This window comes from Nocardia yamanashiensis NBRC 100130, from assembly GCF_001613325.1.
Classification (GTDB): Bacteria; Actinomycetota; Actinomycetes; order Mycobacteriales; family Mycobacteriaceae; genus Nocardia; species Nocardia yamanashiensis.
In genome coordinates this window covers 353,278-367,930 of record NZ_BDCD01000016.1, presented here as the reverse complement: position 1 = coordinate 367,930, position 14,653 = coordinate 353,278, and the positions used below count along the sequence as shown (strand labels likewise).

Genomic DNA, 14,653 nt, shown 5'->3' with positions numbered 1-14,653 from the left:
CGAACGAGCGGCACCCGGGCCGCAGGTTCGTTCGCGAGCGTACAGAGTTCGTGATCAGTGCAGGTAGGAGGCGCCGTTCACGTCCAGGACCGCACCGGAACTCCATTGCGCTTCCGGGGAGGCGAGATAGCGGACGGCGGCGGCGATTTCGGCGGGTGCGGCGACGCGGCCGAAGGGGCTTTGGGCGCGAACCTGGTCGGTGACCCGGTCGGCCACGCGTTCGGTGGCGACGAAACCGGGTGCGACCGAGGCGACCGCGATGCCGTGGGGTGCGAGACCGGCCGCGAGGGATTGGCCCAGGGCGTGTACCGCCGCCTTGGTCGCACCGTAGGCGGGATGGTCGGGTTCGCCGCGGAACGCGCCGCGGGAGCCGATATTGACGATCCGCCCCGGAAGGCCGCGCTCGATCATGTGTTTCGCGACCAGAAAACTGACGTTGGCGGTGCCGAGCAAATTGACGTCGACGGTCTGCCGCCAAACCCGTTGCCATTCTCGGTAATCCGTCGACGCCACCGGACTGGGCAGGTTGACCGCCGCATTGTTCACCAGCACGTGCACGGTCCCCAGCGCCGCGACGGCGGTATCGACCACCGCCGCCGCCCCCGCCGGATCGGAAATATCGCCGCCGATGAGCACATGCCCCTCCCCCGGCAGCCCGTGCAGCGTCTCCTCGGCCGCTTCCCGCCGCGACGAATAGTGCACGGCGACCTGATCACCGAGTTCGGCGAACATGGTCGCGATGGCTCGCCCGATCCCCCGTGACGCGCCCGTCACCAGCACGCCCCGGCTCATTTCAAGATCACCATGCACCCAGCTTGCCACGTACCACCGTTCAATCGTCCAGCAACCCGTTCGCATAGGCGAAAGCCGCCGCCTCGGTCCGCGTGCCAACCCCGAGCTTGCCCAGAATCCTCGACACGTGCACGCCCGCGGTATTGGCGCTGATGAACAACTCCCCCGCCACCGCCCGATTACTCATCCCCCGCGCGACCAGCCGCAAAACCTCCAGCTCACGTGCCGTGAGACCGAATCCGCCGGATGGCCGCGCAGTCGCGTCCGGAACCGCGGCATCGACCGCCAGCCGGGCACGGCGACTCAGCCGTTCGGCAGCGTCGAGCAGCGGCTGTGCTCCCAGTCCGCCCGCCAACTCCACGGCACCGCGCACGGCCCGGGTCGCGGCGTCACGATCTCCTTGCGCCACAGCGGCTTCCGCCGCAGCCAGCAAGCTGACCGATTCCTCGTACGGCTGAGCCAACTCCCGCCAGGCGTGCACCGCCGCCGCCCAATGCTCGGTCGTACCGGCCGAATACGCCTCGAACATCGCTCGATGCGCCGCGTCCACAGCCGAGCTGACCGGCAATGTTCGCGCCGCGGCCGAGAGTGTTTCCGGCGGCTCCCGCAGCCGCCCCGCTAACACCAGCACCGGCCATGCCTCGTGCGGATGCGCCGAAAGCGTCACCGGCCCAAGGAAAGTATCACCGTTCAGGATCCGACCGGCCCGGTCCGGCTCAGCGCATTCCAGTGCCAAGCGGCATTCGAGGGCAATATGCCGCAGCCGATACGCGGCGGCCCAGGCCCCGTCCCCCAGCAGATGACCGACCATGACGGATTGGGCTCGCGCGCTGTCGAAACTACCTCGCGCCAGGTCGATTTCGGCATAGCACAGCAGCAGGGCAGCCCGGGTCAACGGCGGCAGCCGGTCGAATTCGGCCGGATCCACCGCGTCGCGCGCCTCATCCCAGCGTCCCGATGCGGTCAGGCATTGAGTCCACCGGACCAACAGGATGGGCGACGTGCGGAAGGAATCGCGGGCGGCCCGCAATCCACGATGGACGGTCTCGATAGCGGCGTCATAGCGGCCGTGCACCTGTAGGACAGCTGCTTCCCACGTCGCGATTTCGAGAACCACGCCGGGGTCGCCGGGAGCCGAGCCGCGCACAACCACGTTCGGTTCGTTCGCAGCGGACTCGACCTTCTCGCCGGCTTCGGCGGCGATATAGGCGGCGGCGAAATGCCGCAAGGCCGTGTCGATTCGGTCGGCCGATGCCAGCCCGAGGTACGCGTGGTTGCGGGCGATCAGTGCGTGGGCTCCGAGCCGTTCGGCGATTTCGAGTGCGGCGGCGGCGTGTTCCGCGGCGCCTGTCGCATTGCCGCCGAATACCCGGGTGGCGGCGGAGAGAGACAGTGTCTCCGCACGTTCGAGACCGGCCGGCGATTCGGCCGAGAGTTCCAGGGCGCGCAGCAGATCCGGGCCGGGGTCGCGACCGTCGTAGCCGAGGAGACCGGCGCGGCGGCGATGCAGGGCGGCAAGGTGCAGCGGATCCGGCGCGGCCGTGGGGTTCCGGGCGGCCAGTTCGAGGGCTGCGTCGACCGCGGCCAGGCCCTGACCTGTCGCGCCCGAGGCGATCGCGTCTTCGAGGATGTCTTCCAGCAGTCGCGTTTTCGTGATGCCGACCAGCGCTTCCGCTCCGGGGACCGCATCCCAGAGGTCTCGTACTTGTTCGAGGAGGTGCAGGCGTTCCGGAGGGGCGGTGACGGCTCGGGCTGCGGCCCAGTAGGCGGTGAGGGCTTGTTCGGTGTCGCCGGCGGCGGCCGCGTGGCGAGCGAGTTCCGTTCGGCCGGTGGCAGATTCGTCGGCGGCGAGGCAGTCGGCCAGGCGGGCGTGGATCTGGGTGCGTTCAGCGGGCAGCAGGTCCTCGTAGATTGCCCGTCGGATCAGCGCGTGCCGGAATTCGTAGCCGGTTTCGGTGGTGAGGAGGAGTTGACGGTCGACGGTTTGACGGATGGCGGGATTGAGCTGAACAGCAGGGAGTTCCGTTGCGACGATGAGCAGTTCGTGGCGGATCGGGGATCCGATGACGGCGGCTGTGCGCAGTACGGTCCGGGCGTCTTCGGAGACTCCGGACAGGAATCCGAGGAGGAGATCGCTGATGCCGACCGGCATTCGATCCGGATCGGCTCCCAAGGCTTCGACGAAGAGCGGGTTGCCGCCGCTGCGTTCGAAAACCGTTGTGATCAGCGATGGTTCGGGCTCACGCTCGAGCAGCGCCGCGAGCTGACGCCCCACTTCGTGCCGCGTCAGGGTGGCCAGTTCGACGACGCGGACACCGGGGTTGCGGCGCATCTCGCCCACCAGTCCGCGAAACGGTCCGGCGGCTTCCGCTCGATACGTCCCGACCAGCACCCCGTCCTCGCCGGAGAGATTGGCCACCAGGAAGGTCAGCAGATCGCGGGTCGCGTCGTCGGCCCAGTGCAGGTCCTCCAGCACCAGCACCGCGGGCCGGATCGCGGCGAGGTGTTCCAGCACGGTCAGGATCTCACCGAACAGGCGCACACGATCGAACGCTCCGGTCCCGCCGGTTCGCAGCGCCAACCGCGGCAACCAGTTCGCCAGTGCGGGGCGGGGCGGCAGCAGCGCGGCCAGACCATCGACCCCGAGTTCCCGCAGCAGGGCGCGCATGACGGCGAGGAAGGGCGCGAAGGGCACGCCCGCCGAGCCGAATTCGGGGCAGCGCCCGGTCAGGACCAGCGGCCGCGCACCGAGCCGCGCGGTGAACTCGGCGACCAGCCGCGATTTCCCGATCCCGGCCTCCCCGGCCACCAGCACGGCCGACACGCCGGGATCGCCGACGGCATCGAGCAGCACCCCCACTTCCGGGGCTCGGCCGATCAGAACGCTACTGCCGGGACGCTTCACCACCTTGCGATCATGCCCGACCGCGACTTCGCCCGTGCGCAACCCGCGTCCGCTCCGCACCCGGCGTACGGTTTGAGAATGAACGCTGACCAGTCCGTTTCTGGCGCGGACACACCTCCCGGCCGCGCCTACACCGCTCACGCCGTCACCGTCTATTACGACGCCACCCGCTGCGTGCATTTCGCGGAATGCGTGCGCGGCCTGCCCGAGGTGTTCGATACCGCCAAGCGGCCGTGGATCCAGCCGGAGCAGGCCACCGCGGACCGGGTGGCCGAGGTGATCCGGCGCTGCCCCAGCGGGGCGCTGCACTACGTCCCGGAAACCGGCCCGGCAGAGCAGCCCGAGACGGTGACGACCGTGGTGCCGTGGCCGGGCGGCCCCCTGCTGCTACGCGGTGACCTGCGGCTTTCCCTGTCCGACAAGGATTCCGAGGGTGCGCCCCGCGTCGTCCGCGAGACCCGGATGGCGGCCTGCCGCTGCGGGCGAACCGCCAATGCCCCGTTCTGCGACGGGAGCTGCGACCTGCACAAGTGATCTTTTCGGTTGATTGCCACCCGGATTCGCCCCCACTACAGTTACGCTCCAGTAGGAACGCAGGCGTTCCCTGAAATTGTGTAGTGGAGTCGATATGAGCGCACCTATGTATTCCGGATCAGCCCAGCTCACCAACGAGCCCGCGGTTCAGGCCATTTCGACTCCCCTGCACGATGTCCGGGGCTTGTCGCGGCAACTGGTGGACCATTTCGCCGCCCATGTCGCCCCCTGCGGCACCCTGCCCGGCGATGCCCTGCGCGGCGAGGTGACGGTGGTGACCCGGACCTGCCTCGAACTGGCCACGGGCGTGCTGGAGGGCCGGGACGTCACCGCCAAGATCGAGCGTCTGCAGCGCGCCGGCGCGGACTGGGCGCGCGAGGGCATCCCGATCGGGACCATTCACCGCGCGGTGCACGACGGTTTCGCGCGCGGCTTCGACCTGATCCTGGGCACCGCCACCCCGGACGACTATGCGCGCGTGGCGGTCACGGCCCGGCGGCTGCTCGAAGTGCTCGCCACCATCGATTCGGCGTTCGCCGTCGCCTATGTCCGCGAGCACCGCGCGGTGGCGGCCGAACACCACAGCGCCGTGCACACGGTGACCTCGGCACTGCTGGCCGGGCATTCCACCTCGACCATGGCGCGCGCGGGCGGCGTGCAGATCGACGGCGCGTATTACGTACTGGCCCTGAGCATTCCGGCGCATCCGGGCGAGAGCGACACCAGCGTGGACGGCAGCGTGGTGGCGCGGCGCAAGCTGCGGCGGATCCAATCGGAACTGGCCCGGCGAAGCGCGGGCCGCGCCCTGTCGCTGCTGGGCTCGGACGGCGGCACCGTGCTACTACCGGATTCGGACCCGGCCGCCACCGACCTGGAAGCCTTCCTCGACGGATTGTCCACCGCCGCACAGGTTTCCATCACCGCCACCGTCATGCACACCGAAACCGCCGGCATCCCCGACGGCGCGGAGCGGGCGCACGAACTGCTGGACATGGTGCACCGCCTCGAGTGCACGCCGGGCCTGTACCGGTTCGACGATCTCGCCATGGAATACCAGCTCACCCGCCCCGGCCCCGGCCGCGAATACCTGGGTTCACTGCTGGACCCGCTGGACGAGTACCCGGAACTGCTGGAGACCCTGCGCCGCCACATCGGCCACGACCTCAACCGCCGCCGCACGGCACGCGCCCTGAGTGTGCACATCAATACGGTCGACTACCGGCTGAAACGGATCGGCCAGCTCACCGGCTTCGATCCGTCCCAGCCCTCGGGCCTGTGGTATCTGCGTTCGGCGCTGGTAGCCCGCACCTACCGGAACGCGCTGCCCGGCAAGCACTTCGAGCCGCTGTTCACCTGAAATGCCAACCGGGCGCGGGCCGTTCGCGAATCGGACGCCCCGCGAGCATCCGGCCGAGCAGTCCCAGCAACGGCGCCCGCCCCGATCGATCCAAGGCCACCGACCACACCGTGCGCGTCCCCGCGGGCGTGGGCGGCCGATCGTCGAAGCGGTCGGCCAGCCAGCCCGCCATCGCCGGAATCCCGATGAACTGCAAGGGCAGATGCATGCTGAGCCGGTCCCGCACATAGGTGACGTGCACACCCTGGGACAGGTACCGGCCCACGTGCGCGTCGATATCGCCGACCGCGATCACCTCGTCGTACACGCCCTGCAACACCAGCATCGGCATGGCCGGCGCGCGATGCCCGGGCCGGATCTGGTCCAGCACCGTCACCACATCGGGATGGGTGAGGAAGTCGGTCAGCCCACCGCGCAGATGCCGGTCCGCGTCCCGCCCCACGAATCGCGCCAGCAGGGGGAATGTCGCCGTATTCTCGGCCCGCGCAAGCAATTTCAGATAGTCGGCGGACAGCTGGCACCGCAGCACCTTGTCCAGTCGCGGATAGGCGCGCCGCAGCCCGGCGGTGAACACCATGGCGAACCCCGCGAACGGGGAACCGTTGAGCCGCACGAACGCCGCCGCCGGATCCCCCACCGGCGACCCGGCGACCGCGCCGACGATATCGAGTTCGGGCGCGTATTCCGCCGCCAGTTCGGCCGCCCACGCGGTGGCCAGTCCCCCGCCCGAATATCCCCACAAGCCGACGCGCGTACGGGGATTCAGCCCGAGCGGCGCGAATCGCAGCGCCGCCCGCGCCCCGTCCAGCGCGCGATACCCGGGTTCCAGGGCCGCGCCGAACCGCCCGCCGACCCCGCCGTGATCCGGGATGGACACCGCCCAGCCCCGGGCCAGCGCCGCCGCGACCAGGGGCCATTCCAGTTGCGGGATCGCCCCCAACGCACGAGCCCGATACCGTAAAGCGTAGGACGGCAGGCACATCGGCGCGACCGCGTCGATGGCGCACTGGAACGACACCAGCGGCCGCGACCGCCCCGGATCCGCACCCCACGGCAGCACCACCGTGGTCACCGCCACCTCGGGCGTGCCGTGCAGATCGGCGGTGCGGTACAGCAACTGCCAGGCCTCGACACGCTGCGGCACGATCCCGAACAGCCCCAGCCGGACACGGCGCGAGCGCAGCACCGTCCCGGGCGGCACCCGCCCCGGGTCCAGCGGCGACACGTAGAACGGATCGTCCGGCGGCAGCAGCGGCCGCCCGCCGGGTGCGTCGAATTCGTCTCCGGGACTGGGTAGTTCGACCGCGTCGCCGAGGGTCATGGTGGTCCTTTCCGGGGCCGGCGGCTACAGCTTGCCGCCGCCGCCGATCATCCAGGGGTTGAAGGTGCAGACCAGCTCCGGCTGCGCCGCGGGGTCGAGCGCCCGCAGCGCGATGGACACCGCGCGCGGGGAGTACATGAGGGTGAGATGGTCGGACAGGTCCTGTTCACAGCCCTGTTGCAGCGTGATGTTGTCCACCGTGGCGCCGGGCCCGGCGGTCAGGAAGGTCCACTCGTACGGGTTGGAGATCTCGTCGTGCGTGGTGCCGATGGCGGTGTAGCTGACGCCCGGCACGGTGTCGCCGTCCCGGTTCAAGGTGGCGTAGAACTGCGATCCGACCGCCTGCTGGACATTGGCCTGCCCGATGAACGGTTCGTAGAACCCGAGAATATTGATGCCCAGATTGGTGATGATGCGCCCGAGCGTCGCCATTCCGAGCAGCGAGGTGCCGTGATTGGTCGCCCCGAAGGTGACGACCTTGCCGACCTTCCCCTGCCCGCCTTCGAACTTCAGGTACTGGCTGGCCACCGGCCCGCCCTGGGAGTGCCCGATGATGTCGACCATGGGCGCGCCGGTCGCGGTCCGCACCCGCTCCACGAAGGCGGCGAGCTGGCGCGCGGAATCCTCCATCGGCCCGACCCCGTAGCGCCCGGGCAGGATCGGTCCGAGCCCGCCGCCTTCCAGCACGCCTTCGCGCCCGAAATTGAAGGCGAACACACAGAATCCGGCGCGTGCGATGCGCGGTGACAGGTAGGCGAAACTGTCGTAAGTATTGAGCCAGGTCCCGTGCACCAGCACGACCGGCCGCGGATGTTCGGCGCTCGGCGTGCAATTCCAGTTATTGGATCCCGGCGGCGCGGCATCGGGATGGGTGAGCCCGTATCCGAAGGCGGCCAGGAATGCCGTCGTCTCCGGCCCTTCACCGATCGCGTCGGAGGCGGTGCTGGCGGCGGCCGATCCGGAACTGCTGCCCGTTCCCGCAATGGCTTTCGGCTGTCGTCCGTCGGCGGCGCGATTCAATCCCTGACTGATGTAATCCGCCAATCCCTGCGTGGTGGCGGGGATTTCCGGTTGGGCCTGCGATGCACCGCTCGACAATGCCACCGCCATGGCGGTGGCGCTCGCGAATACGGCGCTGCCCAGCACCCGGAATCCTGGTCTCATGAAAATCTCCTACCGCATGGAACCGAACTCGATGTGATTCGAATTCGATTGCGACGGTAGGGCTCGGCTGTGGCCCGTGTCACGATCGCTGTGCCGAGTGACAAACCCCGGCCGGAGCGCGCTTGTGGTGCGCGACAGCGTGCCGATTCAGAAGTGCGGCGCGCTGGCCAGTGCGATGGCGGTGTGGGTGAACAGCGGCGCGAGTTCCGGCAGGGCCGCGGCGCCGCGTTCGTGCAGACAGGCGCGCACCCGGTCGTCGATGCCGCCGAGCAGCATGTCGATCATGCGCGGGTCCGGGTCGGCGGGCAGATCGCCTTCGCGCACCCCGATCCGCGCCACCGCCAGAATGTATTCCGCGAAGCGCTCGTGCACGCGCAGCCGATGCGTCACCAGCGCGGGCCCGGCGGCGAGGGTTTCCACATACAGCGCCCGCGCCGCCCCGGGTTGCGCGGCCAGTACATTCAAGAAGATCTCGAACGAGATCCGGGCGCGGTCGGCGAAATTCACGCCCTGCATTCCTGTGACGGTTTCCTGCAATTGATCCAGGGCCGCGAATACCGCGAGATCGTAGGCGGCGGCGAAGCATTCGTCCTTGCCGCCGAATACCGAATAGAAGGTGCGGCGCGCCACCTGCGCGCGGCTCACGATATCGGCGACCGTGGTGGCCGCGTACCCCAACTCCCCGACCGCTTCCAGTACCGCGGTGCACAGCCGGCGATATTGCGAGTCCACCACTTCCTCGCGGCTCAGCCCGTGCCGTCCCTTCGGCAACGGTCCCTGCGACCCCACAGCTTCCACACTCACCCTCACAGCTTATTGCGCCCGGCGATTTCGCGATGCCCGGCCGGCGTCCGGGCGTTGCGCGCCGATAGCTCAGGCCGGCGGGGCCTGCGGCCGCGCCCGCTTCCATTCGAGATATCGTTCGCGCAGGCAGACCGCGCAGGGCCGGTATCCGGCGGCGATGGCGGTCTGTTCATCGGCGAAGAACACGCGCTGGGCGGCGTAGGTGTGGCCGCGGGCGAGGGCGCGCAGGGCGGCGGGACAGTCCAGGCGTCCGTAGATGCGCAGGCGGCGATGTCCGCCCAGCGCACCCGGGGCCGGGCTCGGGTACGGCGTCCGGGTGCTGTCGAGCAAGGTGTACGGCATCGGTCAGGCCTCGTGGAATACCAGGCCCAGGGTATGGCGGCGGCCGGAGCGAACCAGGCTGACGCCGTGCCGGAGCGGGGCCGCCGACCAGCCCCGGGCGGAGCGGACCGGGCGGTCGCGGGTGGTGAAGATGAGGCCGTGACCTTGGGGCAGGGCGACGGCGGTGCCGCGGGATTGAGCGCGGGCTCGTTGTTCGACCATGAGGAATTCGCCGCCGGTGTAGTCCAGCTGCGGCCGATCCAGGCCGATGACGACCTGCAACGGGAAGATGAGGTCGCCGAACAGGTCCCGGTGCAGGGCGTTCCAGTCGCCGGGGCCGTAGCGCAGCAGGATCTGGGACGATTTGCCCTGACCGGCGTTGTGGCACTGGCGGATCCACTCGTCCAGATCGGCCGGCCAGGTGCCGGGGCGGGACAGTCGGGCAGCCCAGTCGCGTGCGATGGGCAGCAGGCGCGGATAGAACGCCGCCCGCAACTCCCGCACCGGGTCGGGCAGGTCGTGGGTGAAGTACCGGTATTCGCCGGAGCCGAACCGGTGCCGCGCCATGTCGATGGTGGACCGGAAATGCTCCTTCTTCTCGTAAAGCGCTGCGAGCGAGTGGCATTCGGCGGCGGTGAGCAGCGGGCCGGTCAGCGCGTGGCCGTGCTCGTCGAGAGCATCGGCCAGCGCCGCCCAGTCCTGCTCCCGCACCCGCGCCGCCGGATCGGCGAGGGTCCGGGCGGGCGCGCTCATGCCGCGAGCAGTACGTGTTCGAGGGTCAGCAGCTGCTGCTTGCGCGGCAGCCCGCCGGCGTACCCGGTCAGCGATCCGTTCGCGCCGATCACCCGATGGCAGGGGCGCACGATGAGCAGCGGGTTCGCGCCGATGGCCGCGCCGACCGCGCGAATCGCCGCGCGCGGGGCGCCGATCCGGGCCGCGATCTCACCGTAGGTGACGGTGGTGCCGTAGGGGATCTCGTCCAGCGCCCGCCACACCTGATCCTGGAATTCGCTGCCGCTGCTCGACATTTCGAGGTCGAAGCCGGTGCGCTCACCGGCGAAGTAGGCCTCCAGCTGCTCGATCACGGTGGTGAACGCGGCCCGGTCCGCGATCCAGTCCGGCCGGATCACCGCGGCTTTGGCGCCGCTCATCGACACCGTGGTGAGCACCACGCCGCCGCCCGACGGCGTACCCGCCAGCAGCAGTTCGCCGAGTGGGCTGTCGATGGTCGTGTACACGGTCATTACAGGTCCTTCCGTCGCGGTCGTCGTCTTCCACTGACCAATCTGCCGAATCCCGGAGGTGAGTACCGGCGGGAATCAGACACGGCATCCGGCTGCCCGTGACGTGACCCGCCCCCCCCGAATTAAGACAGGCAAACTTGCAAGTTTTACTGCCGTGATGCAGGGTGGAGATCATGAGCGCACACGCCGGCCGCCGGGCGAGCACCGGGCGGACACCGGACGAACTGACGGCCGCGGCAGCCGAATTGCGGGTCCTGACCAGCCGATTGCTGCGGCAGCTACGCACCGCCCGCGCCGGCCTGGAGATCACGCCGTCCCAGGCGGTGGCCATGAGCCGGCTCGGCACGGACGGGCCGAGCACCGTGGCCGAACTCGCGCGTGCCGAGCAGGTGCGCCCGCAATCCATGCGCCTCACCCTCGGCGTCCTCGAGGAGCGCGGCTTGATCACCCGTGCACCGCACCCGACCGATCAACGCCAGAACCTGCTGTCGCTGACCCCGGCGGGCGCGCGGCTGCTGGAATCGGCGCACGCCGCCAAGGAGGATTGGCTGGCCACGGCCATCGCCACCAAACTCGCACCCGCCGAACAGGATTCGCTGCTGGCAGCGATCCCGCTGCTGGCCCGCCTGGTCGAATCCTGAACCGGCGCCCCGGCCCGGACCCGAATCCCCCGCCACCGCAAGGAGTCCCGTTGACAACCGACCTACTCGACCCGCGCACCGCCCTGGTGATCATCGACCTGCAACGCGGCATCGTCGCCGCGCCGACCGTCCCGCACAGCACCGACGACGTGATCAGCCGGTCGGCCGAACTCGCCCGCGCCTTCCGCGCCCGCGACCTCCCGGTCTTCCCGGTACGCGTCTCCTTCGCACCCGATCACGCCGATGCCGCGCCCGGCCGCACCGAACGCCCGCTCACCGGCACTCCCCCGCAGGGCTGGGACGAACTCGTGGCCGAACTGGACGTGCAGCCCACCGATATCCGCATCACGAAACACCATTGGGGCGCGTTCCACGGCACCGACCTGGACCTGCAACTCCGCCGCCGGGGTATCACCGCGATCGTCCTCACCGGCATCGCCACCAGCATCGGCGTGGAATCCACCGCTCGCGCGGCCCACGAACACGGCTACACCGTCATCGTCGCCACCGACGCCATCGCCGACCGCGACACCGCCTCCCACGACCACTCGATCACCAAGATCTTCCCTCGCCTCGGTCTCACCGCCACCACCAAGCAACTCCTGGACGAACTCGCCGCACCACCGGCCTGAGTCTTCCCGCGGACCTCAGGATTCCCCGCCGGGGCCGCCGGGCGCAGCCGCGCTCCGCTCAGCGGCTGCGTGCGCCCGCCGCGGCGCGCGACCAAAGTCCTTGCCAGCCGCCGGTATTCAGCCATGCTGCCGGAACCAGCAGGCCGGTGTCGGCGATCCGGTCCCAGAAGCGTTCCTTCTCCGCGCCGAGGGTGACGGCCTCCGGCCACGCGAGTTGCCATGGCCCGGCGGGGTCGGAGAGCGAGGATGCGGGGAAGCCCGGGACGGTCGCCGCGCGCGGTTCGGACACCGCGACGGTGCGCTCCGGGTAGTCGTATGCGCAGGTGATCGCCTGTGCCAGTGCGCACACGGTGGCGGTGTCCGGGTGGGCGACCAGCGCACGGGTGAGGGCGGGATGGGCGTCGCCGCTCAACCGGGCGAGTACGGCGCGCAGGCGGTGGGCGAGGATTTCCTGGGAGCGGGCGGTCGCCATCTCGGGTTCTTTGACGAAGGCGCGCAGCGTCTTCGACGGCAGCGGTGCGTCTTCGGACAGGCTCCGCAGCCGGGGTAGCGGGCCTGTACCGCCGGGTCGAGGCTCGCCACCGCCGCGGTGAGGGGGTGGGTTCCGGTCGCCGCGAACAGCTGCGGGAGGGTGACGCGGCCGGTGTCCAGGGCGTCGACGGTGTGGCGGGTGAGCCGATCGATGCTCGAACGGCGCAGGCCGGTCAGGGTTTTCGGATCCCCGCCGGAATCGCCGGCCACGGCGGCGAGCACGCGCAGCGCCGGTTGCGCGGCGGCGAGGGCGATCCGGGTGGCCGCGTACAGGTCGGGGGCGATCTCGCGCACGGGGTTCGGACGGGACCGGCGCACCCGGCCGGACTCCTCCGAAACCACCGGTTCCGGCTCCGATTCCGGGTCGGCGGCACGCAGCGTCAGCGCCCAGCACTGGACGGCCTTCTTCAGTTCCGGATCGGGTTCGGCGTTGAACCGGCCTTTGATCTCGTCCACGAACCAGCCGTGACCGGTGCGGCGCAGTTCGGCATTGACCACGATCACGTTCTCGGCGTCGCGCAGGGCGACCAGCACACTGCGCCCCCGCACCGCTTCGTCCTGATACCACTGGCCCGCAATGCAATTGCCCATGTACGCCGACCATTCCGCCAGGTGACCGCCATTGCGCGCGAGCTCGATGCGAACACCGCTGTCCGGCAGTCCGGCCCCGTCCCAGGCGATCACCGCTTCGGGCACCTGAAATTCGCTGGTCAGCGCCGCCGCGATGGTCCCGCTCGTCATCAGCCCCGCGCACAGGCTCGCCCAGTCCCGGCAGCGCGGCGGGGCGCTCGCGCCCAGCGACAGCAGCTGCGCGGCTCCGGCCACCGCCAGCGGCACCGAATCGAGTCGCGGGGCAAGCGGATCGGGCTGCGGCGGTTCCGGATTCGGTTCGAAATGCGGGAACCCGTACTCGAACCGGATCTCGGCGCGCTCGAATCCGCGCATCCGCAGCATGGCATCGGCGAGCTCGGCATACCACAACATATCGCTCGGCTGGTCCACGGCGGCGGGATCGGCCGCTCGCCGCCGGGCCAGGCAGTCGTCGTCGGTGGCGCCACGCAGTACGGGCACTTGCCGCCACTGTTCCGGCGGACGAATCTCGGTGTAGCCCACCTTGTCCCGCCAGGCGGTCAGGGCCGCGGAGGTCCAGCGCTCGGGCAGTTCGTCGCGCGGCATCTGATTGCACAGCGCGTCATGACAGGCCGTGTCGATGACGGCGGCATAGGCGGACGCGTAATGCAGCCGGGCGCGCAGGAACGGTTCGAACGCCGCGTTCATCGGCTGCCGCAGCAGCCAGGATTCGATCTCCCGCACGTAACAGCCGGGCCGCGCGGGCAATTCGATATCGCCCGGCTCCTGGCGGCGCGCCCGCTTCAGATCGGAGTTGCTCATCAACGCCGAGGCCGCCGCGAACTGCTCGCGCATGCGGGAAACCCCCTCGGCCACACCGTGTTCGTGCACGGCGAGCGCGGTCCGCAACAGCACCGTGACGGCGATGGCGTCCTCGATGAGCCATTCCGCCCGGTGCTTCCACAGGTTCTGCCAGGTGGGCACGAAGCAGAGCGCGTCGAACACCGACAGCGGCTGATGATCGTTGTGCTGCGCCAGCCGCACCAGGCGTTCCTCGGCGTGCTTGCGGTAGCGCGCGGACAGCCGCGCCTGCACCTCGAAGTCCTGCCCCGCCAGCAGTTCCCGCCGCCAGCGCGCCTCGGACTGCCGATCGCACACCCGCTGCCACAGATCCGCCAGCAGCGCCGAGCGCCGGGTGCGGGAGTACTGCCCGAGCACGGTCCGCAGATTCACCGCCAGCGCCGAGACCGCCGCACCGGGAATCGGATCGATTCCCGCCGGCACCTCGAACCCCAGCACCTGTTCGAGTTGTTCGGGCCCGAGCACATCCGCCGCCGCGGAAGCCAAAGCCAGCGCGGCCCAGCGTTCTTCGGCAATGGCGCGTTCGGCCGCGGCCCCGACGGGTTTGGTGGCGGTCACGCCGAACAATGCGACGAGGGTGGCCGCGCGTTCACCCAATCGTGGCGCCCCGGCCATACCCAGTACCCGCAATGCCGCCAATACCGCATCGCGCCGATCACCGCCCGCACCGGCCAGTCGCGCGGAGATAAACCCATTGCCCAAATCAATTCCGGCTCCGGCGATCACCACCCCGCCCGCGGCCACGAGCCGATTCAGTTCCGCGCACGCGGCATCGATATGCGGGAATTCACTGTCCCGCGGCCCCAGCACCACCGCCGCGCCTTCGGAAAGATCCTGTGCGCGTGGATCGATCGGTTCCCCGGTTTCGGCCACCCAGGCCTTCCGATCCCGCTCCGCTACGACACCCCAGGCCAGCCGTACCGCCAAACTCCGTACTCCCGTTTACCGCGTAACTCGATTCGGCCCGGCCGAACCC

14 protein-coding genes are annotated in these 14,653 nt (G+C 69.9%); 4 read left to right on the top strand and 10 right to left on the bottom strand.

The window, feature by feature from the left end; all coding sequences use genetic code 11:
* Positions 1-54 precede the first annotated feature (54 nt).
* Both NY1_RS18285 and NY1_RS18280 read right to left on the bottom strand, forming a co-directional pair.
* Positions 55-792: an SDR family NAD(P)-dependent oxidoreductase gene (locus tag NY1_RS18285; RefSeq protein ID WP_067714332.1), complete on the bottom strand. Its 738-nt coding sequence runs from the start codon at positions 790-792 to the stop codon at positions 55-57.
* Between the two features lie 40 nt (positions 793-832).
* Positions 833-3,757 carry a helix-turn-helix transcriptional regulator gene (locus tag NY1_RS18280; protein ID WP_169815368.1) on the bottom strand — a complete coding sequence of 975 codons (2,925 nt, stop codon included), beginning with the start codon at positions 3,755-3,757 and terminating at the stop codon, positions 833-835.
* 18 nt (positions 3,758-3,775) lie between these two features.
* Between NY1_RS18280 and NY1_RS18275 the strand changes: the two genes are divergently transcribed.
* Together NY1_RS18275 and NY1_RS18270 are read left to right on the top strand one after the other, a co-directional pair.
* Entirely contained in the window at positions 3,776-4,231 is a 456-nt protein-coding gene (locus NY1_RS18275; protein WP_067714326.1) for a (4Fe-4S)-binding protein, read from the top strand.
* A 94-nt stretch (positions 4,232-4,325) separates the two neighbouring features.
* A complete protein-coding gene (locus tag NY1_RS18270) occupies positions 4,326-5,588 on the top strand; it encodes a PucR family transcriptional regulator (RefSeq protein ID WP_233434376.1) in 1,263 nt (420 codons plus the stop codon).
* Here NY1_RS18270 and NY1_RS18265 read toward each other — a convergent pair.
* The 6 genes from NY1_RS18265 to NY1_RS18240 form a co-directional block, all read right to left on the bottom strand.
* Positions 5,581-6,909 carry a lipase family protein gene (locus tag NY1_RS18265; protein ID WP_084535074.1) on the bottom strand — a complete coding sequence of 443 codons (1,329 nt, stop codon included), beginning with the start codon at positions 6,907-6,909 and terminating at the stop codon, positions 5,581-5,583. The two genes, NY1_RS18270 and NY1_RS18265, sit on opposite strands and share 8 nt — an antisense overlap.
* A 24-nt stretch (positions 6,910-6,933) precedes the next feature.
* Positions 6,934-8,073 (bottom strand): esterase/lipase family protein, encoded by a 1,140-nt coding sequence (locus NY1_RS18260; protein ID WP_067714320.1) that lies wholly within the window; start codon positions 8,071-8,073, stop codon positions 6,934-6,936.
* Positions 8,074-8,220: 147 nt separating this feature from the next.
* Positions 8,221-8,877 (bottom strand): TetR/AcrR family transcriptional regulator, encoded by a 657-nt coding sequence (locus NY1_RS18255; protein ID WP_067714317.1) that lies wholly within the window; start codon positions 8,875-8,877, stop codon positions 8,221-8,223.
* A 69-nt stretch (positions 8,878-8,946) separates the two neighbouring features.
* Positions 8,947-9,219 (bottom strand): Ada metal-binding domain-containing protein, encoded by a 273-nt coding sequence (locus NY1_RS18250; RefSeq protein WP_067714314.1) that lies wholly within the window; start codon positions 9,217-9,219, stop codon positions 8,947-8,949.
* Between the two features lie 3 nt (positions 9,220-9,222).
* The gene (locus tag NY1_RS18245) at positions 9,223-9,951 is read right to left on the bottom strand and encodes a 2OG-Fe(II) oxygenase (RefSeq protein WP_067714311.1); all 729 of its coding nucleotides are present in this window, start codon (positions 9,949-9,951) and stop codon (positions 9,223-9,225) included.
* Entirely contained in the window at positions 9,948-10,442 is a 495-nt protein-coding gene (locus tag NY1_RS18240; protein WP_067714309.1) for a methylated-DNA--[protein]-cysteine S-methyltransferase, read from the bottom strand. Before NY1_RS18240 ends, NY1_RS18245 begins: the two co-directional genes overlap by 4 nt.
* Before the next feature lie 173 nt (positions 10,443-10,615).
* Here NY1_RS18240 and NY1_RS18235 point away from each other — a divergent pair, with 173 nt between their 5' ends.
* Positions 10,616-11,083 (top strand): MarR family winged helix-turn-helix transcriptional regulator, encoded by a 468-nt coding sequence (locus NY1_RS18235; protein WP_067714583.1) that lies wholly within the window; start codon positions 10,616-10,618, stop codon positions 11,081-11,083.
* A gap of 50 nt (positions 11,084-11,133) precedes the next feature.
* Entirely contained in the window at positions 11,134-11,715 is a 582-nt protein-coding gene (locus NY1_RS18230) for a hydrolase (RefSeq protein WP_067714306.1), read from the top strand.
* A gap of 58 nt (positions 11,716-11,773) precedes the next feature.
* Here NY1_RS18230 and NY1_RS18225 read toward each other — a convergent pair whose 3' ends face one another.
* The gene (locus tag NY1_RS18225; protein ID WP_067714303.1) at positions 11,774-12,187 is read right to left on the bottom strand and encodes a hypothetical protein; all 414 of its coding nucleotides are present in this window, start codon (positions 12,185-12,187) and stop codon (positions 11,774-11,776) included.
* Entirely contained in the window at positions 12,124-14,604 is a 2,481-nt protein-coding gene (locus NY1_RS18220; protein ID WP_067714300.1) for a hypothetical protein, read from the bottom strand. Before NY1_RS18220 ends, NY1_RS18225 begins: the two co-directional genes overlap by 64 nt.
* Positions 14,605-14,653: the final 49 nt, after the last annotated feature.

Excerpts from the sequence above, each read along its gene's own strand:
- NY1_RS18275 (WP_067714326.1), top strand. The coding sequence starts at position 3,776 with ATGAACGCTGACCAGTCCGTTTCTGGCGCGGACACACCTCCCGGCCGC.
- NY1_RS18235 (WP_067714583.1), top strand. The coding sequence starts at position 10,616 with ATGAGCGCACACGCCGGCCGCCGGGCGAGCACCGGGCGGACACCGGAC.
- NY1_RS18225 (WP_067714303.1), bottom strand. The coding sequence starts at position 12,187 with ATGGCGACCGCCCGCTCCCAGGAAATCCTCGCCCACCGCCTGCGCGCC.
- NY1_RS18260 (WP_067714320.1), bottom strand. The coding sequence starts at position 8,073 with ATGAGACCAGGATTCCGGGTGCTGGGCAGCGCCGTATTCGCGAGCGCC.
- NY1_RS18245 (WP_067714311.1), bottom strand. The coding sequence starts at position 9,951 with ATGAGCGCGCCCGCCCGGACCCTCGCCGATCCGGCGGCGCGGGTGCGG.
- NY1_RS18240 (WP_067714309.1), bottom strand. The coding sequence starts at position 10,442 with ATGACCGTGTACACGACCATCGACAGCCCACTCGGCGAACTGCTGCTG.
- NY1_RS18270 (WP_233434376.1), top strand. The coding sequence starts at position 4,326 with ATGAGCGCACCTATGTATTCCGGATCAGCCCAGCTCACCAACGAGCCC.
- NY1_RS18250 (WP_067714314.1), bottom strand. The coding sequence starts at position 9,219 with ATGCCGTACACCTTGCTCGACAGCACCCGGACGCCGTACCCGAGCCCG.
- NY1_RS18265 (WP_084535074.1), bottom strand. The coding sequence starts at position 6,909 with ATGACCCTCGGCGACGCGGTCGAACTACCCAGTCCCGGAGACGAATTC.
- NY1_RS18285 (WP_067714332.1), bottom strand. The coding sequence starts at position 792 with ATGAGCCGGGGCGTGCTGGTGACGGGCGCGTCACGGGGGATCGGGCGA.